Genomic DNA, 18,791 nt, shown 5'->3' with positions numbered 1-18,791 from the left:
CCATGGCAAGCAGGATCAGGGAAGGCGGCGGCGACGACCTGGAGGAGAACAGCGAGATCAACGTGACGCCGTTCATCGACGTCATCCTCGTGCTGCTGATCATCTTCATGGTGGCCGCGCCGCTCGCCACCGTCGACATCAATGTCGACCTGCCGTCCTCCGTCGCCCAGCCGACCAAGCGCGAGGACAAGCCGGTCTTCATGACGCTGAAGAAGGACCTGACGGTCTCGATCGGCAACGGCACGATCGCGCGGGACGCTTTCGGCCCGGAACTCGATGCCGTCACGGAAGGCAACAAGGACACGCGCATCCTGCTGCGCGCCGACAAGGCCGTCGACTACGGGTCGGTCATGGACGTCATGAACCTGCTGCGCTCGGCCGGCTACGCCAAGATCGCCCTCGTCGGCCTCGAAGGCGCCCCCGCCGCGCAATAAGCACAAGGCGCGCCCGCGGGCGCGCCGCCTGCCGCAGCGTCAAGCACCCGAGAACAGCGCTGCAACTTTATGATATGCAAGGAAAAGGTGGAGGCCTCGCCCGGAATCGAACCGGGGTGCAAGGATTTGCAGGCTTTGACCGGCCGTTGTTTCCACAAAAGAAAATGGCTCTGTGTCGCGTTCATGTTGCAGTCAGTCGAGCAAACTGTTCGCGGCTTGTGCTAGTTCTGTCCCGTCATCCGACCGTGGGAAGAGGTGACCGTAGGTGTCCATGGTCATCACGATTGAGGCGTGCCCCATGCGCTCCTGAACCATTTTCACCGGCAGACCGAGTCCGCCGTCTTCCTTCCGGTTGATCAGCCAAGACGCGAAGAAATGCCGTAGGGCGTGGAGACCTGTATATTTCGCGGAGACGTTTTCACCGGCGCCGACGGTAACGCCGGCCCGGATCATCGCCGGCTTCAGCCCCTTATTGACGATGTTGGTATGGGAGCGAGGTTCGCCATCGGGATTGGCAAACACGAGATCGACACCATGAGCCTGTTTCAGCTTATGTTCCTTCAGGGCGCTGATGACGACTGGCGGAACGGGGATAGTTCGAACGCCAGCCTCTGATTTTGTCGGCCCGATCTCCCTGAACTGGTCGGCGCGCTGGTGGATGCTGATCTCGCCCTTCTTGAAATCCACGTCCTGCCACCGCAGCCCGCGCAGCTCGGACGATCTCATGCCGGTGAATACGGTTGTGAGGAGCATCGGCTTCCAATGACCGTCCAGGACGCTGACGAGCGCCTTGATCTCCTCACGGGTGGGAATATCCACCCCTACCTCCAGTTTGCCCTTTTGGCGCTTCTCCTGCCGCCTGTCGCGGCCCTTCCGGCTTCCCCTGATATCTCGGACTGGATTGCGGGTCGCAAGGCCACGCTCGCCAGCGTCGGATAGGATCGAGCCGAGGGAGGTCAGCACCTTTTTCACCATTGCCGGTGATCGCCCTTCCTTCCGCATCCGGTCCTCGAAATCGCGGACGGCCGGCACGTTGAGCTTTGATAGAAGCATCTGACCAATCATCGGCACGATATGGTGCTCTAGGTGGCTCTTGCGCTGATTTATCGTCGATCGTTCAAGGCCCGCGCTTTCGCCCGAGACAATCCATAGCTTTCCGGCTTTTTCCACGGTGACGCTGGCCGAGTCGGCGACGTGCGTTCCCTCGCGAACCTCGACCGAAGCCGTTGCGGCGAAGGCATCCGCCTCTTTCTTTAGCCGGAACGTCTTGAGGCGGCGCTGACCGGCCGTGTCGAAGTAATCGACCACCCAGGCGGATTTTGCCTCTCCTTTCGGAGTCTTCCATTCCCGCTTACGGACGGACATCAGAAGGGAATCCCGTCATCATCATCACCATACGGATTTTTGATCGGGCGCTCCGCAAATTTCTCTGTTGTTCCGTTCCGCTCAAGCGATTCGACTTCTTCGAGATCAAGGTCGTCCACAGCGCTTTTCGCGGCTTCATAAGCCTCCCAGTCCTCACGTTCTTTATAATCCTTCCACAGAGCGAGAAGGCGTTTTCGTGCATCCTCTTCGAGGCCGGTAACCCTACCGGATGCTATTCCATCCAGGGTTTCCTCTACGGCAGCGGTAAAATTGTTGATGTGCTCGTCCGAGGCCCCAGTTTTAATAATTCCGAGGAGATCAGCCAAGTATTCGAGCCGTTCCGAAGCAGGCCATTGAACGGGAAACTCACGATTTAGAAGCCGCAATATTTCTTCGTTCGCTGTCCGGTCATTGCGCTCCGCGTACATCTTAATGCGTTCGCGAAGCGCGGTCGGGAGGATCAGCGGCTCCCTGAAAGATTCTTCCAGCCGCTGCACGATTTCCGCAGTCATGCTGCGCGCGTTGCGCTCAGCCTGCTGTTCAATCTGGCGCTTCAAATCCTCGGGGATACGCAGCCGAAAATGTAAATCGTCTCTTGCCATGCCTCACCAATGCCACACGAAGGTATTGACAGCAATGCCGCACGTATGCCACACACTCTCATGCCGCACCAATGACACACGGCTATTAACAGAGGATTACCAATGGATACGGCATCGGAGAAAATCGATCTTGTCTGGGGCGCTGAAGAAATCGCGAAGGTTATCGGTCGATCCGCCCGGGTCACCTTCCATCTGCTCAGCACCGGCAAGCTTCCCGCCAAGAAGGTGGGAAGCCGATGGGTCGTTGAGCGCAGTAAGCTCATCGCGTTCTTCATGGAGGACGTCGCGTGATCATCTCCACCAAAAATGAAAATGGCCCGGCAAGCGTTGGCGCGCTTCCGGACCGTGGTTCCACCAATCCCGAGAAGGATACGGAAATGAACGAGGTAACCAATACCACGGCCGGGCCGGTTGCACCAGACCCGCTCCTCCAAACCATAAGGCTCTATCAGCGTGGGCTTTTGGACTTCAACGCGCTTGCCGTGGGCGATGTCGACTGGAGCAAGATCGCAGACGAAACCTACGGTCCTCATCTGCAAACACTCTCGGAGTGGGACACGCCGGCGGCCACGTTTGAGGGCGCCGTCGAGGCCCTTCGGATATCACTCACTGAAGAGGATGGTGTGTACGGTTGCGATGCTGCTGATCGTATGGTCAGGGCCGCATACGCATTCCTGAAGGAGGCTGCAATATGAGCACCGCTTCCAAGCTTGGCGATATCATCGATTTGCTCGCCACCGTCAGATACCTGAACGAGGCAGTCTTCATGGCCGCCTCCCACCCTGGCCTTACCAAGGATGCCACTAACGCGATCCAAGCGGTGGTCGGCGAGATGGACAGCAAATTGCTGGCCGCCGAAGAACGCGTCGAAGAAGTCATGGAGGCGCTGAAATGATCACCGTCACCAAGGAACTCATTGAAAACACCTACGACGCCGTGACGATCATGCGGCTATTCAGCCAGCGCCTTTCCGAGGGCGAGGTCCACGATAACGAAGCCAGCGAAATGTCATGGCTGCTTGGCAGCGCGAAGAGGCGGCTGGAGCCCGTCCTCTACCTGCTGGAAAAGATCGAGCACGAGCAGGAGCAGCGGACACCGGCCGAACTCGAGATCATCGACGAGTTCAACGACCTGCAAAAACGCTGGGATGCCCTCAAGGCGAAGCTGGAGGGCAAGGCATGAACGAGCCCTACATCCTCGGCCCCGATCCAGAAGGCGACTTCGCTAACCGGACGCGGGTTTCGGACGCCGCCGCTGAAATCGTCGAAGGCCTTCGCAGCTTTCTTGAGCGAGGCAGCGAGACGCTACACGACCTGCTTAAGAACTGCGCCAGCTATGAGCGCGGCTTGACCGGCGGAGAAACCGTCCTCGCGATCCAGATGGCTCTCTCGATCTATCAAATCGAGATGATCCATGAGCTGGCGGGCATGCACTATGAGCCCGACGACGGTGAGGATGACGAATGAGCATCACCACCCCTCCCGAACATCAACACTCCGCCGCGGTCGAGCAGGCCGCCATCTGGCTCGCGGATCTTCGCGAGCCTCCCCACCCTGTCGTGCCGGCGCTGAAAGAGCGGTTCGGCCTCACCGCCATGGAGGCGTGCGAGGCTATCGCGTGGGCCGAGCGCATGCGTATCTATCGAAAGGCCCATGGATGACGCACCTACCCTGGATGCCGGTTTATGTCGGCGATGAACTGGCTGAGACTTCCCATCTCAATGCGGAAGAGTATGGGGCCTATGCGCTGCTCAAGATGCACCTGTGGCAGCATGGCCGGCTTCCGTGCGATGACGAGCGTCTGGCTCGCATAGCGAAATGCGCTGCCGAGCGGTGGGATTTCGTCAAGGAAGCAATCTGGACGCTCTTCGCCGATGACTGGCGGCATCCCCGCCTTGAAGCTCTTCGCGCGCAGTCGGAAGCGACCCACAAGAAGCGTTCGGAAGCTGGCCGACGGGGTGGGCGCCCGCGGGTTTCAGAAAAGCCGGGCTTTAGCCGGGATAAAGCCGGGCCTAAGCATCCACAACCACAACCACAATCAGATTCATATTCAGATCCAGAAGCACAGGCACAACCACATGGCTCTGCTGCTGAGGAAGATAAAAGGGATACGAATACGCGCGAGAGCATGTTCGAAGCCTATCCGGTGCCGTCGTCGCCCGCAGAAGGCAGGGCATTCCTCACGCGGCTTGGCGTTTCCCGCGCGCATATGGACGCCGCCCTAAAGATGCTGCTCGGCGGTAATCTCTCCCCCTACGAGATAGAAGGTATGATCGAAAAGCGAGGTGCGGCATGAAACAGCTTGATCTTCTCGAATGGGCAGAGCGTCGTCCCACTGCCCAAATCATCGACATCATGCCGGTCATCATCAGCAAGATTGCTGCAGAGCCTTGGCCGCCAAAGCCGAAAGACGGCGAGTTGGTGGACCTTCGGAGAAGCGTGGCATGACTACCCGCGCGCCGACCACAATAGAGCTGCATACAAGCGCCACCGCCATGACGGAAAGGTATGGGCATGACGGCCACACCCTTGTCCGGTCCGCTGCACATATGGAGGCCCTTGGCTGGGCCTTCACCCACCGGCCGACACAGGAAGCCTACAGGCGATCGACGGGAGAGGACGTGGCGCCGGCTCTCAATCGGTACCGGAAGTGGGTGGAGGAAAATGTGGTTGGCCCTCGTTAACCGGGGGCGTTGTACTCTCGTATATTCCCTTGCCTGAATTCCTTCGTGACCTCCGCAGAGATGCTGCCGTAATGGAGTAGCACTTTAACGATCTGCCGGCGTTCAACCGCGAGGGAGGTTAGCCAGTATATCGACCCCTTGTAGACCTTCGCGGGAAGAAACTCCCCAGGACTGGTTTCGATGAGACCGCTTGGCACGTCTAAAAGGACGCTGACGATATGAGTACGCGACAACTTGACTCCTCCGCGATGTTCAAACGGGAACTCCTCATTCTGAGGAGTTACGCCCCCGACTCTGAAGTCACGGCAAATGCGCATCACGTTGCCGTGGCGCTTACCGGTCAGATCCGCGATTTCGTGGCAGCGGGCCGACCCCAGGGATCAGCCAGTCATTGGCTCCGTCGGTAAGCCAATCTTCCGTTCAACGATAGGGCGTGCGGCTTGGTAGGCGGCCTCGAACTGAGCGACACTACCTGCGAAATACGGAAGATCTTCCTTCGATTTCGACCGTGCCACCTCGAGCTTCATGTTCGCCAAGGATGTCTGCAGTTCCCGCAGAACCTTTATCTCGTCAGAGCTCAGCCCGATGTTGAAGATGTCAACGCGCTGATGAAGATCGAGGAGCTTCTCATTCATCTGAGCGACCACCTGGCCGTCAGGGGCAGCGCCCGTCGCCAGCGCGGCCGTAAACTTGTCTATTGCCACGAAGAGCTCGCGCTTGGACGCACCAATAGCCTGATACTCAGCCATAAGGCTGTTCTCGAAACGCTCGGTGCGGGCCTGCTGGAGGGCGAAGTAATACGAGACGCCGCCCGTTAAGAGGCCGCTGCTCGTAATAGCCGCAATCAGCGTGGTCCAAATGTGCGTCTTGAAGAAGTCAGTGATGCCAGCCATTCGATTGACCTTCCTCCGGAATGCTCCGGGTGGCGCTCTCATACTTCCCGCATTCCTATTTGTCGAGCACGGTGGCTTTCGTCTTGAGTCCTGTCTGCTCCGATGCTGCCTTCTGGGCAGCACACAACTCATCCCACCATAAATGGGCATTTGTTACCATTTGCATAGTGGTGCGGACATCTTCTTGAAGCTGCATGTCGCAAACCGAAACACGGTCGTTTGCCGAATTTCGGACTTCGACATTTGCCGCGGCCGCAGGATCGACCCCCATAGCGGCAAAGGCCGTCATAGCCGCAATGAAGCCGGCGATCGCGTTATCCCGGATCGGGCGACCGAAAAATCCAGGAGAGTGGACCTCAATCGAAATGTCACCGAACAGCTCGCGGTTGTAGTATTGGCCGACGGCCTTGTGCCAAGGCAGATTGATGAAATTCTCCAGCTCCCCGGCCTTCAGAGCTACGTACATTGCGCCGTAGAGGTTGGTCAGGAACAGGACATCAGTAAGGTCCTTCTGATCGACGACCTCCTCGGTGATTTCCATGTAGCTGCCGGAGACGTCTCCCCATACATAGTCGCCGTAGGCATGCTCGTAAAATTCGTGCCTGTCAGCATCATCGCTCACACGTATGATCGCTTGGCGATTCTGCATTAGCTGAATGGCCCGTCGACCGAACTCGTACTTCGCGTGACCCGTTTGCAGAAATGCTATCCGACGGGCTGGAATGCGCTCGGCAGCATAGCGGGCGGCATCAACCCGGTACGTCGGATCGAATTCCTCCGTTAGCTCCGCCATGAGAACATTGGAGTTGTAGCCTGGGCCTGGGATGATGATGAGATCGCCAGGCTTCGCCTCGGTGTAGAGGGTCTTAACCTCATTCATGAACCGCGGAGCGTCCCGCCCCTCGATCTTCACGGCGTAGGCATCGAGGTCGCGCGAAGGCGCATTCTTTTCGTGGCGCCCACTCTTGTGCCATCCGCCAATAGCGCGGGCCATCCTTAGCCGCTTCCGGGTCTCTTCGTCATCGACATCCGGGGCCGCGTCAAAAGATATACCGGGGATATCCAGGAAGACAGCGCTGTGAGCGATGAAGTCGTTGTAGAAACGCTTTCCATCGCCCGGATGCAGTACGAATATCTGGTGATCCTTTTCGATCACCCGCTGAGCCGGATCCAGAATCAAAGTCATTGTAGTCCCCCGAATAGCCTATTTGCTTGAATGGCATTTTTGCTGTCAACTATGGCGGAAGATGAAAACAGTGAACTCAACTTTCGCTTTCTCCATGAATAAGCGATTTCAATGACTTGTCACTCACAATCAACGTTGACATTTGACACGGCCATGAGAATATCCAGTGGCAACCGCTGGAGAGCAGGCCATGGCCGACAAGCTGCGATATGTCATCTACACCCGCGTCTCGACCGAGGATCAGGGCAAGTCAGGGCTCGGCCTTGAGGCACAGGAGCGAGACATCGCCATCTTCCTCGAGAAGTTCTCCGCGGTCCCGTTCGAGATCATGGGCCGGTACCAGGACGTTCAGAGCGGTGGAGACGACAGCCGGCCCGAACTCGACAAGGCGCTGGCCATCGTCCGAAAGAGCGGTGCCGAGCTCCTGGTCGCAAAGCTCGATCGCCTCAGCCGAAAGGTCTCGTTCATCGCCACGCTCATGGACGACAAGCGGGTACGGCTCCGGGTGGCCTCAATGCCCTTTGCCGATAAGTTTCAACTGCATATCTATGCCGCCCTCGCCGAGCAGGAGCGTACGTTCATCAGCGAGCGGACAAAGGCGGCGCTGAGGATGGCCAAGGAGCGAGGTGTTAAGCTCGGAGGCATGAGGGACGCCACCGGTGCCCGAAACGCCGCTGTACAGGCCCGTGCGAGCCGAGAGGCCTCGAAGCTGATGAAGATTATCGGTCCGCTGCACGATGCCGGGACGTCCCTGCAGAAGATCGCCGCAACTCTCGACGAGCAGGGTATCGGAACGTCCCGGGGCGGCCGATGGACGGCAAAGCAGGTCTCTCGCGTGCTAGACCGGGCGAAATCCTCACTCGATGCATGAACAACGAAGCACAAGCATCTGACATATATTGAAAAACATCCCTGATACGGTGTATTTATAGACCGTGTCGTTTCGGTCGTATTTCGTTTCCCGGCGGCAACCCTTCCAGTCGGAGATGAAAAGCAAATGGGCGACATAGGGCCGTACTCGAATCCAGATGCCATCGCGAAGCTCGACAGACGCACCAAGGAAGCACGCCTGTTGCGAAAGGTGCGTGACGATCTTCACGATCACCTCGGCGGCAACCTCACCGTGACACAGAAAGCCATGGTGGAGCGCGCGGCGATGTTGACCCTGCACATCTCCCTGATGGACGCGAAGGCGCTGGAAGGAGACGGCCTGACGGAGCGTGACAGCCGGCAGTATCTGGCCTGGAACAACGCTCTGATGAAGGTGCTGAAGGCCATGGGCACCGAAAAGCCCAAGGCCAAGCCATCGGCCCCGAGCCTGAGGGACTTCATCGGCGGCGGAGTGGCCGCTTGATGAACATCCTGCAGGCCTGCGAGGAACCGCAGCTCTTCGGTCCTTGGTTCAAGAACCGTGAGAACTACGAGGCATGGTTCGCCTTTCTGGCCGCACTCTTCGGCCTGCCCATGACCGACGAGCAGCTGGCAATCTATCGAAGGCACACAGGCAGGCAGGAGCCGCCCACAGAGGCCTCCAGCGAGGCGTGGCTGATCATCGGTCGTCGAGGCGGGAAATCGTTCGTATCCTCTCTGGTGGCCGTCTATCTGGCCTGCTTCTTCGACTATGAGCAGTATCTGGCGCCGGGCGAGCGCGGCACGGTGATGATCGTGGCTGCTGACAAGAAGCAAGCCCGGGTGATCCTCCGCTATATCGGCGCGATGTTGACGAAGATCCCTATGCTGCAGGCGATGATGCTCAAGCCAGAGGTGACGGCGAACGGCATCGACCTCAGCAACTCGGTCTCGATCGAGGTCGGTACCGCGTCGTTCCGATCGACCCGTGGATACACCTACGTCGCCTTGCTGGCCGACGAGATTGCTTTCTGGCGAACCGACGATGCCGCCGAGCCGGACTTTGAGGTCCTGGACGCCATTCGTCCCGGCATGGCCACCATTCCGAACGCCATGATGCTCTGCATGTCCTCGCCCTATGCCAAGAAGGGAGCGCTCTATGACGCGTTCCGGCGTTACTGGGGCAAGGATGGCGAGCCTCTCGTGTGGAAGGCTGCAACGCGAGAGATGAACCCGACCGTGGCACAGTCGGTTGTTGACCGGGCGATAGCGCGAGATCCTGCCAAGGCGTCGGCAGAGTACGGCGCCGACTTCCGAAACGACATTGAGAGCTTCGTATCGCGCGAGGCGGTTGAAGCGTGTGTTTCGCTGAATGTCAGGGAACGCGCACCGGTCGCCGGCCAGAAGTATTTCGCGTTCGTGGATCCGTCGGGCGGATCGGCAGACAGCATGACCCTCGCCATCGCTCATGCCGAGAAGAGCTCGGCGATGCTGGACGTCGTTCGCGAGGTCAAACCTCCGTTCAGCCCCGAGGCCACGGTGAAGGACTTCGCAGACCTGTTGAAGCAGTATCGGGTATCGAGCCTCCTGGGCGACCGATATGCCGGTGAATGGCCTGTGGAGCAGTTTCACAAGCACGGCATTCGCTATGAGCAGGCTGCAAAGCCGAAATCCGACCTCTATAAGGATCTTCTTCCCCTCATCAATTCGAGCGAGGTCGATTTGCTCGATCACCCTGCCCTCACCAACCAGCTATGCGGCCTGGAAAGGCGGACAGCACGTGGAGGACGTGATTCCATCGACCATGCGCCCGGTGCGCACGATGACGTTGCGAACGCCGTCGCCGGCGTGCTGACACAGGCTCGCACCCGCCGATCGACTTACACCTTGGAGCACATCAGATGAAACAGATGGCCGAGGTGGCATCCAGAGCCTCGCTTCTCGTCGTAGATGACCTGATGCGCGGTCGGGACGAACGGGGTCGTCCGGTGCCGGTGCCGATGCTGCCCTCTGAGGTAATCCGCATCGAGACTGCAATGTATCTCGCCGGCGTATCCGACAAGACGATTCGCGAGTGGGCGCACCGCGACGGCATTGGCAGACAAGCCGAGAAGCATTCACCGCTGCAAATATCGGCGCCGGCGCTTCTGATGAAAATTGATGGTCAGACGCCGACGCTCGAACGATTCAGAAATGGCGAGCGTGACCACCCGTCAGTGGTATTTTATCTGAACCGCGCTGTGATGCTCCTGGAGAAGCTCAGGAAGCCAAAAGGGCGCCGCTGAACGCAGGACTTGAATTGTGTTACTGTTGTCACGAGATATCGTGTAAACAAATTCTGCGATTCATAGGAGGCTGCGATGGCTATATCCGTCCTCTCAGCCGCGAAGCGGTTGGGAAAGAAATCGAATTGGAGCCTCTCCAATCTCGAGATGCAAAAAATCCTTTACCTGGCACATATGTTCTTTATGGGCCGCAACAATGGTGAGCCGCTAATCCGGGGGAACTTCGAGGCGTGGGATTATGGTCCCGTCCACCCTGATCTCTACCACAGGGTCAAGATTTTCGGGTCGGACGACGTTCAGGACATTTTCCCTAACATCGAACCGCCAGCCAAGGGTAGCCGTGAGCGAGAAATCATTGATGAGGCATACGAAAACCTGGGTGACCTCGGCCCCGGGCGATTGGTGAATGCCACCCATCAGCCAAATGGCGCATGGGATCAAAATTACCTCCCAGGTAAGCGACATATCATCATTCCTAACGAAGATATCCTCCGCGAATATCGAGAGCTCGGATGACGGATATCGACGATCAAAGCCAGGCACCCAAGCCTTTTGGGATGCTCGTCAGGGACGAGCCCTCAAAGCAGGATCAGCAAATCGAAGAATTGCAAGAGCAATTAGCCCGCGAGCGCGACGGCAGGAATGAAGACCGCTTCGTCGGCATTGTGTGCATGGTGGCACTTCTCGATGTCGTGTTCTTCACCGTTATGCCAACTTTTGGAGGGCCAATCGCCCTCCTCATTCTTGAACTTCTGATTCTCATTCCGCTTGCCAGACGTATGGGCATGGAAGAGATCGCGACGCTCTTGGGTCGGGTCCTCGACAGAATGGTGTCGAAAGGAAACGATGGCGATGGCAACGCCACGTGATTTTCAGCTGAAAAACTAGCACATACTTCCAAATTCTTCGAATACCGGCGCACTCGCCGCCATGGTTTGATCGGTCTCAACAAAGGAGACCGACATGGCCAACGAAGCCGGGAAAGTCATTTCCCTTCGTGAAGAGATCGGGCAGGCGCGTAGCCTCGATGACCGGATCGCCGACGCATTCGACAGTGAGATGACTGCGGCTGCCCTCGCCGAGCTTCTGCGAGAGGTAGAGGAGACCAGCGAGGCAGCGAAGGCAGAAAGCAAGGCCGCCGGTACGCTTGCACTCGATCCCCGCCTCCGTCCCGCTGACGTCGCCGATGCTCGACAGACGATGCAGGACGCCGATTTCCGAAGCACTCGCCTCGACGTAGCTGCGGAGCAACTGACGACGCTGCACGAGGCCGCCCAGCGTCGTGAGGCTGCAGCGGCTCGAGCCGCTGAATATGTCGCCGCCAAGGCTGAGCGCGATCAGCTCGTAAAGGATCTTGCTGCCTACGAAACCCACGCGGCGGCGATTGTTGATCTACTTGAACGTGTTTCTCGCAACCAATCTCGCCTGAAGAAGGCGAACGCCGCGCGCGATGCTGGAGAATGGATATTCAGCGCCGAGATGATTGCCAGAGGCGCGGAACGAGAGTTCGGCATCACCATCGACACCCGGCTCCCCGATCTTTGCAGGGCAGTGAAGCTACCGCGGTTCAAGAAGGATCCGGATAGCATTCACGGCTACGTGTGGCCGCCGAAGTCCGCTTTGTGATCAGGAGGATCAACATGTTTTTCAATCGCGATAAGTCCACCGAGCCGCGTACCGGGTTGACCGATGCGAAGAAGGCCCAGATCAACGCCGTGGTGAAGTCCTGGGGCCAAGTGAAGGTCGCGGGACGCACTCCGACCTATGACGGCACCGAGCCGCCCGTCCAACTCCTCTCCAAGGAAGAACTGGATTACTTCCTCCAGGCCATGGAGCAAGAGGCGGCCCGCATCGACGCCGAAGCGACTGAACTGAGCAAGCGCCGGCTGGCCGAAATCGCCGAGAAGGATGCACAGATTGCTTCCCTCAATCGGGAGATCGAGGCAACGCGCGAGCGTGTCAATGCACAGGGACTTGAAGTCCAGCGCCGTGCAGATGTTCGCGCCAAGCTCCTCGCGGTGGTTCGGAAGATCGAGCCGAACCTTGATGCGTCCAAGATCACCAAGGACGCCGATATCCGCCGCGAGGTAGTGCGCCGCAGGTTCGGTGACGCCGCAGTCGATGGTCGGTCGGAGGCTTATGTCGACGAGCGCTTTGAATCGCTGGAGGCCCGCGTCAACATCGATCCATTCGCCGCTGTGATGAAGGATCACGGCCGCACGCCAGCGCCCGGCACTCGGGAGGCAGCGGATAAGGCGTGGCAAAACATGGTCGATGACCTCACCAGCTATCACAGGAAACACTGATCCGGATCGGCCCCGGCCGGGCGGCGGCGAGGAATGGGCTCTTCTCCTCCCTCGGGTTCCTCGTCGCCGCTTTACTCACGAAAGGACGCCAGCATGCGCTTGCAGGACAAACTTACAATCGACGGCACGCGCCGCACCCGCGACGGATACATGACTGTGAATGCCCGTGTCGCTCGCGCCGACAATGTGCAGGTCTACGCCGGGTGGGAAGTCGGCAAGCCGGAGATGCAGACGGTGCGCGTGTTCCGGCCGGCCGACGAGGTGTTCAGCACCGATACCATGCAGAGCTTCGCGCATCGCCCTGTCACCCTCGATCATCCTGACGAAGCGGTCAGCGCTTCCAACTGGCGCGACGTCGCCAAGGGCTGGAGCGATGGCGAGGTGGCGCGGGACGGCGAGTTCATCCGCGTCTCGATGCTCCTGGCCGACGCAACTGCGATCGAGGCGGTGGAGAAGGGCCAGCGTGAGCTTTCCATGGGGTACGACTGCACCTTGGACTGGACCGCCGGCAAGTCGCCCTCTGGCGAGGCCTACGACGCCGTGCAGCGCGGCATTCGCTCCAATCATATCGCGATAGTGAAGCAGGCGCGCGGGGGCACCGATCTTCGGATTGGTGACAGTGGCCGCAGGGAGCTTGCCACGATGACCGATGCGGAGCAGCGCGCCATGTACGACAGTGTGAGGGGGATGCCGCTCGCTGACGCCATGGCGCTCCCCATCTTCGACGGCATCAGGGGCTCCATCGTCTCTGGGATGGCGGCCGAACGATACTACGCCATCATCAATGGGGCGGCCGTCGGTGAGCGTCACAAGACCGCCGATGAAATCGCCTGCGATCAGGCATACGCCAAGATGGTGGCGGACATGGCGAACGCTCATCGCAGCGGGAGTGGCACATGATCTCCTATGCCTGGGCCAATGTTGTCCCGTCAGATCGGGCTCTGCCGCCGGGCGAGTGGGCGGGCGTGCGCCCTTCAAGCCGCCGGGAGAAACGCACGATAGGGGCGAAGTGGAACGAGGCGTGCTTCACGTTCCTTTTCCGCGGCTGCCAGCACGTCCTTCGACTGGTCGTATATCAGCCAGGGCATCGCGCTTCGCTGTTCGGCAAGGTCGGTTTCGAAAAGCGCCTCTTGGCAGCCGTCAAGCAGAAGGGGTTTTCCGTCCCACAGCCCTATTCGTCTTCGATCCTCGCCCTGGTGCTTGCACTCGCCCCGTCTGCAATCGTCGAGCTCGATGGCGCGCGGCAGCGTGTGCGGTGCGCCTCGTGCAATTGTTTGCTGAGGGCGGGCGGGCCGATAGACACTGATAGCGAGCAAGGCGCCTTCGCGAGACAGCAGGCTCTCAACAGCGAATTCTTCAAGCGGTGCGCGTAGCGGCCGGAACCTGAGAAAGGATGATTTTCCATGGCAGAGAAGGTTTTCAGCGGCCGCACGTTCAAGGTCGATCCGCCCCTTGCGACAGTAGCGGTTCGCGTCCATGCGCGCACCACGCGCATGCTGGGGCCGTCGTTCAAGAAATACGACGAAATGAGCCTGGAGGCCGCGTCTAGCGGCATGAGCGAAGATAAGTTTTTGCGAATGCTGGCCTACTGCATGATTGACTTCTGCGAACGCCATGAGCCGGAGGAGGTCTCCGCTTACATCAGCGACCTCATCGCCATGGTCAAGATCCAGAGGCCGTCCGGCACCTACGACTTCGCCGATCTGGACGGTGATTTCAGCCAGAACATGCAGGACATCATTCCCGTCTGCCGCTTTGCGCTTGAGGTAATACTCGGCGATTTTTTTACCGGCCACGTTCCGAATGGCGCGCGCGCGAGGAAGGCGACGGGCTGACCGATGCGGAGATCAAGAGAGCGGCACCCACGGTCGATCTTTGGCTCATGCGTCCTGTGATGCATGAGCCGCCGCTTTACACGCTGAAAGACCTCCGTGAGTGGGTGACCATCCAGGATGTCTTTGATGCGGAGGAGATCATGAATCTCGAGGCGGCGCAGGCTGAGAAGTCTGAGCGCATCGCCAAAGCAAACGCCAGGAGACGATGATGGCAGCAATCGAAGAACTCTACGCGCTCCTCGGGTGGAAACTCGAAGGCGAGGGTGACCTGAAGAAATTCAAGTCGGGCATGAAGGGTTTGGAAAAGGATCTGGATGCCTTCGCCAAACGTGCCGCGACATTCGCCATTTCGATCGGCACCATAATGGCCGGCGCGACCGCCGCGTTCGGAAAGTCGGTCATATCGACCTCAGCACAGTTCGAGAGCTATGCCGCCACCCTCGAAACGATCGAGGGCTCATCAGAGAAGGCGAAGGCGTCCCTGGACTGGATTGCCGAGTTCGCGAAGACGACGCCCTATGACGTGGCGCAGGCCACTGAGGCGTTCGTGCGAATGCGCGCCTACGGCCTTGATCCCATGGACGGCTCACTGACCGCCGTTGGCAATGCGGCGAGCGCCATGGGAAAAACCCTCATGGATGGTGTGGAAGCGATTGCTGATGCCACCACGGGCGAAAATGAGCGCCTGAAAGCCTTCGGCATCACGGCGGCCGTTGCGGGCGACAAGATCACCTACACCTGGCGCCAGAACGGCGTTGAGATGTCCAAGACCCTCAAAAAGAGCGGCCTTGAGATTGCGAAGTTCCTCAAGGAGAATTTCGATCAACGTTTCAGCGGCGCCATGCTCCGCCAGTCGAAGACCTGGAACGGCATGCTCGCCAATCTCGGGGACTCGTGGGTGGACTTCCAGCTACGAGTAGGTGAAGGCGGTTTTTTCGATACCGTGAAGGGCCACCTTGGCGACCTTCTCGATTATATCAGCAAGCTCGACAACGACGGCACACTAGACCGCTGGTCGAAGAGCTTGAGCACCGGCCTGACCTCGGCGGTGGAGTTCGGCAAAGGGCAAATCCAGGGTCTCATCAAGGATTTCGAGTTTTTGAAATCGTGGTTCGGTGAAAACCCTGACTGGATCGGGCCGCTAAAGGCTGGCCTCATGACGCTCGCTGCTATCGTGTTTCCGAAGACCGCTGCTCTCGTGGTGCTGCAGGATGTATTTCGGTTCATCCAAGGGCGAGAGTCCACCATCGGTGACCTCGCGAAAGAACTGGAGGCCCTTACCGGGCTAGATGCTGGACCACTCGGCACCGGCCTTGCTACTGTTGCGTTTGCGGGGGCGGGCTTAATGTTCGCCGTTGGGCCGACCAAGGCGCTCGCGGCGGCGGTGAGAGGACTTGCTACAGCTCTTGGTCTTCTCGGCGGCGCGGAGGCGGCGGCCGGTGCGGGAATTCTCACGAAACTTAGCGCGTTCGCTGCATCTGCGGGCGGGTTCCTCGCGCGCGGCCTGAACCTTGGAGCGCTCGCCTCTCTGATCACGTTTAAGGCCCTTGATGATGTTCCTCATGAAGCCATGGCATCGGCAACGAAGGGCAATCCGGACCTCATGCCGAACCTGATGGGCGAAAGGAACCGCTGGCAGGGGGTCCAATTCGAGGGCGGCCGCCATCGCGTCGGCCTGGGAGCCGGGCCAGCGGAAGGCAATCCGATCCGCAACTTCCTTGATCATTCGAACTATCTCCAAGGTGGAGGAGCGGCCCAGGCCGTCGTGAATGACAACAGCGATCGATCTATCCATGTGAAGGCCACCGCAACTGTATCCGTAACAGAGGTCAATCAGGCCGCGGCAGCCGCGGGCCGCGAGACCGAGAGCGCGGTGCGCAACGCTCTTACCAGCAAGCCTCGCCTTCTCAACAAGGGGATGTATTGATGACCGGCTATCTGGGTAAAGTCGCGTACACGGAAGCCGATGTGATCGGCACAAGCTCCCTGAACGAGGTTGGGAGCATCTGGGGGGAGATGCCCGGCCGTATCGTGTCATTCGACCCGGTTACTCAAACGGCGACGGTAAAAGCTCTCTACAGGCCGAACGTGAATGGCGTGGCCGTGGACATTCCCGAGCTGTTGGAGGTGCCGGTGCGCTTCCCGCGCGTTGGCGGGTTCGTCATGACCTATCCAGTGAAGCCGGGCGATAAGGTGAACCTCCGCCCCCAGATGCGAAGCACCGAGTCCTACGAAGGCGATGATGGGTTTGAAAGCAGCGATGCCAGAATGTTCCACATCTCGGACATGCAAGCCTTTCTCGACGGCGGCGAGCCAGTCGGGAACCCCATCCAGAATTTCAATTCCTCGAACATGGAAATACGGTCGGCGGACGGGCAATTCGCTATCGAGATGAGCGAGGACGGGAAGTTCAAGATCCGGGGCAGCGAGGGCAACGTTTACGACCTCCTGGCGCAACTCGCGGAATTGCTTGGGGCTGAGACAACGACGGTTTCAGGCGGTTCGTCATCCGGCGTTTGGCCCCTCACTCACCAGGCTCAGTTCGCCGAAATCGCCGGTAAACTTCGGGCGATGGCTCTCTAGCGTAAAGGACTTATCATGGCATCGTTGGTTGCATTCTCAACTGCTATCGGTCCGGTCCCGCTGGACTGTGTGCTGACCGAAAAGCCAGTCTCCGAACTGGACATCACTGAAATCGCCATCGAAACGGGATCGCGCATAACTGACCATGCGGTGGTCATGCCGAAGAAGGTATCTCTCGACATTGCGACAGGCAACGCGGCGGCAACCCTCGCCGCCCTCATTGCTTTCCAGGAATCGCGCGTGCCGTTCACGCTTGTTACCGGCTTCAAAATATTCCCGAACATGTTGATCAAGGGCATCTATCCAGAGCGAGATGCAACATATTCGACCGTCCTGCGCGGACGGGTGGAGCTTCAAGAAGCTATCATCGTTGCCACCGCCTATGCAGCTGACCCCGGCGGTGACAACAGCGAGCGCGGGAAGCCTGGCGGAAAGAAGAGCACCCGTGCAGCGCCGGCCACCTCAGAGCGGGCCAAGGGTGGATCAACACCGGATCGCGCTTCCCAAACGGAAATGCGCGGCGATGCCGGGGTGCAATCGGCAACCCCAAGCGACCGCACCCTCCTCCAAACCCTGACGGGAAGCGGGAAATGATCAGGATCGGCAAGCGTCATAAGAAATATGGGAAAGGCATCGCAGGCATTGCTTCCCTGCTTCCCGGGCCCAACCAGGTCAAAGTTGGGTTCCCCGCCGGCGAAGCCGACAGCGACGTTATCCAGCGCGCACTCTGGCAGGAGTTCGGCACGCGCGGCGGGGCGTCCGGCGGCGGCTGGGGCAGCCCCGTTCCCGAGCGGCCATTCCTGCGCAATGCCGTTCGAGACGGCCAGAGCTCGAACAAGGCTATGATGAAAACCGAGGCTCGCCGCATCATCGTCAAAGCCATGAAGGGGCAGGATGTGGCCGTGGCGAAGCGCTTGGCTCTTAGGCGTCTCGGCATGAAGGTTCAGGGCGATATCCAGGCCTCCATCATTTCCCTTCAATCACCGCCGAACTCACCGACGACCATCGCGCTTAAGGGTAGCTCGAACCCCCTCATTGATTCCGGCGAGATGCTGGGGGCTGTCACCTTCAAGGTGGACGAGTGAAAATGCTTCCCTCTGTTGTATTTTGAGTCATTCCAAATGAAGCTCAGGATACGGCCCATCTAATCAGGAAGCGCAATGCCTATTGAGAAGTCAGAATTTGTAGGAATGGAACCCGATATGCGCGCCTTTGCGCTCGTGGGGGCCTTCATGGGATACTTTGCGGTTCTTGAGCTTGGTGTTAACGAAGCACTTTCAAAGGTGCTTGGTCTTGAAGTTGCAGCTTCAGTGGTAGTCTCCAGGAATATGTCATTCGATGACAAACTAAAAACGCTGCGCGCTTTGGTTTCACGCTTCACCATTAGCGAGTCCAAAGCCAAGGAGTTTGACGAATTAGTCAAGAGAGCGCGAAAGTGCGGAGAAATTCGAAATACTATTGCCCACAGCCCATTTCGTCGCAGTGAAAAAACTGATGGCGTTGAAGTTTTTGTCGTATCTGCCAATTCATCCCTGAAGTTTATCGAAATGGACTGGTCTGTCGACCGTTTCCTGGGGCAGATTGATGAGATAAACACGATAGATAACGAGCTTCGTGCGATAGAGAAGACAGTGGCTATGCACCGAATTGGGGAGGCTCTTCTGAATCTCGGAGAAAGGGAGAGTGCAGACGGCGAGCAAGTCGGCGGGCTTCTGACGCTTGGGAAGCTCATCATGGAAGGTGAAATTTAGGGCCAATCTCGGAGGCTTA

The 18,791-nt window shown here is 58.8% G+C and carries 30 protein-coding genes; 26 read left to right on the top strand and 4 right to left on the bottom strand.

Annotated features, from left to right (window positions below; all coding sequences use genetic code 11):
• The first annotated feature begins 2 nt into the window (after positions 1-2).
• Positions 3-434, top strand: coding sequence for a TonB system transport protein ExbD (gene exbD / locus ACZ5TO_RS07055; RefSeq protein WP_184141947.1), 432 nt, complete (start codon positions 3-5; stop codon positions 432-434).
• Positions 435-626: 192 nt separating this feature from the next.
• Here the strand turns inward: exbD and ACZ5TO_RS07050 are convergent, their stop codons facing one another.
• Both ACZ5TO_RS07050 and ACZ5TO_RS07045 read right to left on the bottom strand, forming a co-directional pair.
• Entirely contained in the window at positions 627-1,799 is a 1,173-nt protein-coding gene (locus ACZ5TO_RS07050) for a tyrosine-type recombinase/integrase (protein ID WP_184141949.1), read from the bottom strand.
• Positions 1,799-2,401: an Arc family DNA-binding protein gene (locus ACZ5TO_RS07045; protein WP_184141950.1), complete on the bottom strand. Its 603-nt coding sequence runs from the start codon at positions 2,399-2,401 to the stop codon at positions 1,799-1,801. Before ACZ5TO_RS07045 ends, ACZ5TO_RS07050 begins: the two co-directional genes overlap by 1 nt.
• A 102-nt stretch (positions 2,402-2,503) precedes the next feature.
• Between ACZ5TO_RS07045 and ACZ5TO_RS07040 the strand changes: the two genes are divergently transcribed.
• From ACZ5TO_RS07040 to ACZ5TO_RS07005, 8 genes are read left to right on the top strand one after another with little or no spacing between them, the layout of a single operon-like run.
• Positions 2,504-2,692 (top strand): DNA-binding protein, encoded by a 189-nt coding sequence (locus tag ACZ5TO_RS07040; RefSeq protein ID WP_464800015.1) that lies wholly within the window; start codon positions 2,504-2,506, stop codon positions 2,690-2,692.
• Positions 2,689-3,096, top strand: coding sequence for a hypothetical protein (locus ACZ5TO_RS07035; protein WP_464800014.1), 408 nt, complete (start codon positions 2,689-2,691; stop codon positions 3,094-3,096). Before ACZ5TO_RS07040 ends, ACZ5TO_RS07035 begins: the two co-directional genes overlap by 4 nt.
• The gene (locus ACZ5TO_RS07030) at positions 3,093-3,296 is read left to right on the top strand and encodes a hypothetical protein (RefSeq protein WP_184141956.1); all 204 of its coding nucleotides are present in this window, start codon (positions 3,093-3,095) and stop codon (positions 3,294-3,296) included. Before ACZ5TO_RS07035 ends, ACZ5TO_RS07030 begins: the two co-directional genes overlap by 4 nt.
• Positions 3,293-3,583, top strand: coding sequence for a hypothetical protein (locus tag ACZ5TO_RS07025; RefSeq protein WP_184141958.1), 291 nt, complete (start codon positions 3,293-3,295; stop codon positions 3,581-3,583). Before ACZ5TO_RS07030 ends, ACZ5TO_RS07025 begins: the two co-directional genes overlap by 4 nt.
• Positions 3,580-3,867 (top strand): hypothetical protein, encoded by a 288-nt coding sequence (locus ACZ5TO_RS07020; RefSeq protein ID WP_184141960.1) that lies wholly within the window; start codon positions 3,580-3,582, stop codon positions 3,865-3,867. Before ACZ5TO_RS07025 ends, ACZ5TO_RS07020 begins: the two co-directional genes overlap by 4 nt.
• Positions 3,864-4,061 (top strand): hypothetical protein, encoded by a 198-nt coding sequence (locus ACZ5TO_RS07015; protein ID WP_464800013.1) that lies wholly within the window; start codon positions 3,864-3,866, stop codon positions 4,059-4,061. Before ACZ5TO_RS07020 ends, ACZ5TO_RS07015 begins: the two co-directional genes overlap by 4 nt.
• The gene (locus ACZ5TO_RS07010) at positions 4,058-4,696 is read left to right on the top strand and encodes a DUF1376 domain-containing protein (RefSeq protein WP_464800012.1); all 639 of its coding nucleotides are present in this window, start codon (positions 4,058-4,060) and stop codon (positions 4,694-4,696) included. The genes ACZ5TO_RS07015 and ACZ5TO_RS07010 overlap by 4 nt, the downstream gene beginning before the upstream one ends.
• Positions 4,693-4,848, top strand: a complete 156-nt coding sequence (locus tag ACZ5TO_RS07005) for a hypothetical protein (protein WP_464800011.1) — start codon at positions 4,693-4,695, stop codon at positions 4,846-4,848. Before ACZ5TO_RS07010 ends, ACZ5TO_RS07005 begins: the two co-directional genes overlap by 4 nt.
• Positions 4,849-5,464: 616 nt before the next feature.
• Here the strand turns inward: ACZ5TO_RS07005 and ACZ5TO_RS07000 are convergent.
• Complete coding sequence (locus tag ACZ5TO_RS07000; protein WP_464800010.1) at positions 5,465-5,977, bottom strand: hypothetical protein; 513 nt, start codon at positions 5,975-5,977, stop codon at positions 5,465-5,467.
• Between the two features lie 55 nt (positions 5,978-6,032).
• A complete protein-coding gene (locus ACZ5TO_RS06995; RefSeq protein WP_464800009.1) occupies positions 6,033-7,163 on the bottom strand; it encodes a hypothetical protein in 1,131 nt (376 codons plus the stop codon).
• A 190-nt stretch (positions 7,164-7,353) separates the two neighbouring features.
• Here ACZ5TO_RS06995 and ACZ5TO_RS06990 point away from each other — a divergent pair, with 190 nt between their 5' ends.
• From ACZ5TO_RS06990 to ACZ5TO_RS06910, 17 genes are all read left to right on the top strand, one after another.
• Positions 7,354-8,034, top strand: a complete 681-nt coding sequence (locus ACZ5TO_RS06990; RefSeq protein ID WP_184141972.1) for a recombinase family protein — start codon at positions 7,354-7,356, stop codon at positions 8,032-8,034.
• A gap of 126 nt (positions 8,035-8,160) precedes the next feature.
• On the top strand, positions 8,161-8,517 hold the full coding sequence (locus tag ACZ5TO_RS06985) for a hypothetical protein (protein ID WP_184141974.1): 357 nt from the start codon (positions 8,161-8,163) through the stop codon (positions 8,515-8,517).
• A complete protein-coding gene (locus ACZ5TO_RS06980; protein WP_464800008.1) occupies positions 8,517-9,917 on the top strand; it encodes a hypothetical protein in 1,401 nt (466 codons plus the stop codon). The genes ACZ5TO_RS06985 and ACZ5TO_RS06980 overlap by 1 nt, the downstream gene beginning before the upstream one ends.
• Entirely contained in the window at positions 9,914-10,297 is a 384-nt protein-coding gene (locus ACZ5TO_RS06975; RefSeq protein WP_464800007.1) for a hypothetical protein, read from the top strand. Before ACZ5TO_RS06980 ends, ACZ5TO_RS06975 begins: the two co-directional genes overlap by 4 nt.
• A gap of 75 nt (positions 10,298-10,372) precedes the next feature.
• Positions 10,373-10,813: a Panacea domain-containing protein gene (locus ACZ5TO_RS06970; protein ID WP_464800006.1), complete on the top strand. Its 441-nt coding sequence runs from the start codon at positions 10,373-10,375 to the stop codon at positions 10,811-10,813.
• A complete protein-coding gene (locus ACZ5TO_RS06965; protein WP_464800005.1) occupies positions 10,810-11,166 on the top strand; it encodes a hypothetical protein in 357 nt (118 codons plus the stop codon). Before ACZ5TO_RS06970 ends, ACZ5TO_RS06965 begins: the two co-directional genes overlap by 4 nt.
• A 94-nt stretch (positions 11,167-11,260) precedes the next feature.
• Positions 11,261-11,923, top strand: a complete 663-nt coding sequence (locus ACZ5TO_RS06960; RefSeq protein ID WP_464800004.1) for a hypothetical protein — start codon at positions 11,261-11,263, stop codon at positions 11,921-11,923.
• Positions 11,924-11,937: 14 nt separating this feature from the next.
• Positions 11,938-12,603 carry a hypothetical protein gene (locus ACZ5TO_RS06955; protein ID WP_464800003.1) on the top strand — a complete coding sequence of 222 codons (666 nt, stop codon included), beginning with the start codon at positions 11,938-11,940 and terminating at the stop codon, positions 12,601-12,603.
• Between the two features lie 93 nt (positions 12,604-12,696).
• Positions 12,697-13,503, top strand: a complete 807-nt coding sequence (locus ACZ5TO_RS06950; RefSeq protein ID WP_464800002.1) for a DUF2213 domain-containing protein — start codon at positions 12,697-12,699, stop codon at positions 13,501-13,503.
• Positions 13,500-13,976 carry a hypothetical protein gene (locus tag ACZ5TO_RS06945; protein ID WP_464800001.1) on the top strand — a complete coding sequence of 159 codons (477 nt, stop codon included), beginning with the start codon at positions 13,500-13,502 and terminating at the stop codon, positions 13,974-13,976. Before ACZ5TO_RS06950 ends, ACZ5TO_RS06945 begins: the two co-directional genes overlap by 4 nt.
• Before the next feature lie 30 nt (positions 13,977-14,006).
• Complete coding sequence (locus ACZ5TO_RS06940; RefSeq protein WP_464800000.1) at positions 14,007-14,438, top strand: phage tail assembly chaperone; 432 nt, start codon at positions 14,007-14,009, stop codon at positions 14,436-14,438.
• A gap of 47 nt (positions 14,439-14,485) precedes the next feature.
• A complete protein-coding gene (locus ACZ5TO_RS06935; protein WP_464799999.1) occupies positions 14,486-14,647 on the top strand; it encodes a hypothetical protein in 162 nt (53 codons plus the stop codon).
• Positions 14,647-16,365 carry a tape measure protein gene (locus ACZ5TO_RS06930; RefSeq protein WP_464799998.1) on the top strand — a complete coding sequence of 573 codons (1,719 nt, stop codon included), beginning with the start codon at positions 14,647-14,649 and terminating at the stop codon, positions 16,363-16,365. Before ACZ5TO_RS06935 ends, ACZ5TO_RS06930 begins: the two co-directional genes overlap by 1 nt.
• Positions 16,365-17,021, top strand: a complete 657-nt coding sequence (locus ACZ5TO_RS06925; protein ID WP_464799997.1) for a Gp138 family membrane-puncturing spike protein — start codon at positions 16,365-16,367, stop codon at positions 17,019-17,021. Before ACZ5TO_RS06930 ends, ACZ5TO_RS06925 begins: the two co-directional genes overlap by 1 nt.
• A gap of 15 nt (positions 17,022-17,036) precedes the next feature.
• Entirely contained in the window at positions 17,037-17,615 is a 579-nt protein-coding gene (locus ACZ5TO_RS06920; protein WP_464799996.1) for a phage baseplate protein, read from the top strand.
• Positions 17,612-18,106 (top strand): hypothetical protein, encoded by a 495-nt coding sequence (locus tag ACZ5TO_RS06915; RefSeq protein ID WP_464799995.1) that lies wholly within the window; start codon positions 17,612-17,614, stop codon positions 18,104-18,106. The genes ACZ5TO_RS06920 and ACZ5TO_RS06915 overlap by 4 nt, the downstream gene beginning before the upstream one ends.
• Before the next feature lie 75 nt (positions 18,107-18,181).
• Positions 18,182-18,772, top strand: coding sequence for a hypothetical protein (locus tag ACZ5TO_RS06910; protein WP_464799994.1), 591 nt, complete (start codon positions 18,182-18,184; stop codon positions 18,770-18,772).
• Positions 18,773-18,791 lie beyond the last annotated feature (19 nt).

The sequence above is a fragment of the Shinella sp. Sh6 genome (genome assembly GCF_055392685.1).
This window is presented reverse-complemented; position numbering and strand designations above follow the sequence as displayed.

Excerpts from the sequence above, each read along its gene's own strand:
- exbD (WP_184141947.1), top strand. The coding sequence starts at position 3 with ATGGCAAGCAGGATCAGGGAAGGCGGCGGCGACGACCTGGAGGAGAAC.
- ACZ5TO_RS07050 (WP_184141949.1), bottom strand. The coding sequence starts at position 1,799 with ATGTCCGTCCGTAAGCGGGAATGGAAGACTCCGAAAGGAGAGGCAAAA.
- ACZ5TO_RS07045 (WP_184141950.1), bottom strand. The coding sequence starts at position 2,401 with ATGGCAAGAGACGATTTACATTTTCGGCTGCGTATCCCCGAGGATTTG.
- ACZ5TO_RS07040 (WP_464800015.1), top strand. The coding sequence starts at position 2,504 with ATGGATACGGCATCGGAGAAAATCGATCTTGTCTGGGGCGCTGAAGAA.
- ACZ5TO_RS07030 (WP_184141956.1), top strand. The coding sequence starts at position 3,093 with ATGAGCACCGCTTCCAAGCTTGGCGATATCATCGATTTGCTCGCCACC.
- ACZ5TO_RS07025 (WP_184141958.1), top strand. The coding sequence starts at position 3,293 with ATGATCACCGTCACCAAGGAACTCATTGAAAACACCTACGACGCCGTG.
- ACZ5TO_RS07020 (WP_184141960.1), top strand. The coding sequence starts at position 3,580 with ATGAACGAGCCCTACATCCTCGGCCCCGATCCAGAAGGCGACTTCGCT.
- ACZ5TO_RS07015 (WP_464800013.1), top strand. The coding sequence starts at position 3,864 with ATGAGCATCACCACCCCTCCCGAACATCAACACTCCGCCGCGGTCGAG.
- ACZ5TO_RS07010 (WP_464800012.1), top strand. The coding sequence starts at position 4,058 with ATGACGCACCTACCCTGGATGCCGGTTTATGTCGGCGATGAACTGGCT.
- ACZ5TO_RS07005 (WP_464800011.1), top strand. The coding sequence starts at position 4,693 with ATGAAACAGCTTGATCTTCTCGAATGGGCAGAGCGTCGTCCCACTGCC.
- ACZ5TO_RS07000 (WP_464800010.1), bottom strand. The coding sequence starts at position 5,977 with ATGGCTGGCATCACTGACTTCTTCAAGACGCACATTTGGACCACGCTG.
- ACZ5TO_RS06995 (WP_464800009.1), bottom strand. The coding sequence starts at position 7,163 with ATGACTTTGATTCTGGATCCGGCTCAGCGGGTGATCGAAAAGGATCAC.
- ACZ5TO_RS06990 (WP_184141972.1), top strand. The coding sequence starts at position 7,354 with ATGGCCGACAAGCTGCGATATGTCATCTACACCCGCGTCTCGACCGAG.
- ACZ5TO_RS06985 (WP_184141974.1), top strand. The coding sequence starts at position 8,161 with ATGGGCGACATAGGGCCGTACTCGAATCCAGATGCCATCGCGAAGCTC.
- ACZ5TO_RS06980 (WP_464800008.1), top strand. The coding sequence starts at position 8,517 with ATGAACATCCTGCAGGCCTGCGAGGAACCGCAGCTCTTCGGTCCTTGG.
- ACZ5TO_RS06975 (WP_464800007.1), top strand. The coding sequence starts at position 9,914 with ATGAAACAGATGGCCGAGGTGGCATCCAGAGCCTCGCTTCTCGTCGTA.
- ACZ5TO_RS06970 (WP_464800006.1), top strand. The coding sequence starts at position 10,373 with ATGGCTATATCCGTCCTCTCAGCCGCGAAGCGGTTGGGAAAGAAATCG.
- ACZ5TO_RS06965 (WP_464800005.1), top strand. The coding sequence starts at position 10,810 with ATGACGGATATCGACGATCAAAGCCAGGCACCCAAGCCTTTTGGGATG.
- ACZ5TO_RS06960 (WP_464800004.1), top strand. The coding sequence starts at position 11,261 with ATGGCCAACGAAGCCGGGAAAGTCATTTCCCTTCGTGAAGAGATCGGG.
- ACZ5TO_RS06955 (WP_464800003.1), top strand. The coding sequence starts at position 11,938 with ATGTTTTTCAATCGCGATAAGTCCACCGAGCCGCGTACCGGGTTGACC.
- ACZ5TO_RS06950 (WP_464800002.1), top strand. The coding sequence starts at position 12,697 with ATGCGCTTGCAGGACAAACTTACAATCGACGGCACGCGCCGCACCCGC.
- ACZ5TO_RS06945 (WP_464800001.1), top strand. The coding sequence starts at position 13,500 with ATGATCTCCTATGCCTGGGCCAATGTTGTCCCGTCAGATCGGGCTCTG.
- ACZ5TO_RS06940 (WP_464800000.1), top strand. The coding sequence starts at position 14,007 with ATGGCAGAGAAGGTTTTCAGCGGCCGCACGTTCAAGGTCGATCCGCCC.
- ACZ5TO_RS06935 (WP_464799999.1), top strand. The coding sequence starts at position 14,486 with ATGCGTCCTGTGATGCATGAGCCGCCGCTTTACACGCTGAAAGACCTC.
- ACZ5TO_RS06930 (WP_464799998.1), top strand. The coding sequence starts at position 14,647 with ATGGCAGCAATCGAAGAACTCTACGCGCTCCTCGGGTGGAAACTCGAA.
- ACZ5TO_RS06925 (WP_464799997.1), top strand. The coding sequence starts at position 16,365 with ATGACCGGCTATCTGGGTAAAGTCGCGTACACGGAAGCCGATGTGATC.
- ACZ5TO_RS06920 (WP_464799996.1), top strand. The coding sequence starts at position 17,037 with ATGGCATCGTTGGTTGCATTCTCAACTGCTATCGGTCCGGTCCCGCTG.
- ACZ5TO_RS06915 (WP_464799995.1), top strand. The coding sequence starts at position 17,612 with ATGATCAGGATCGGCAAGCGTCATAAGAAATATGGGAAAGGCATCGCA.
- ACZ5TO_RS06910 (WP_464799994.1), top strand. The coding sequence starts at position 18,182 with ATGCCTATTGAGAAGTCAGAATTTGTAGGAATGGAACCCGATATGCGC.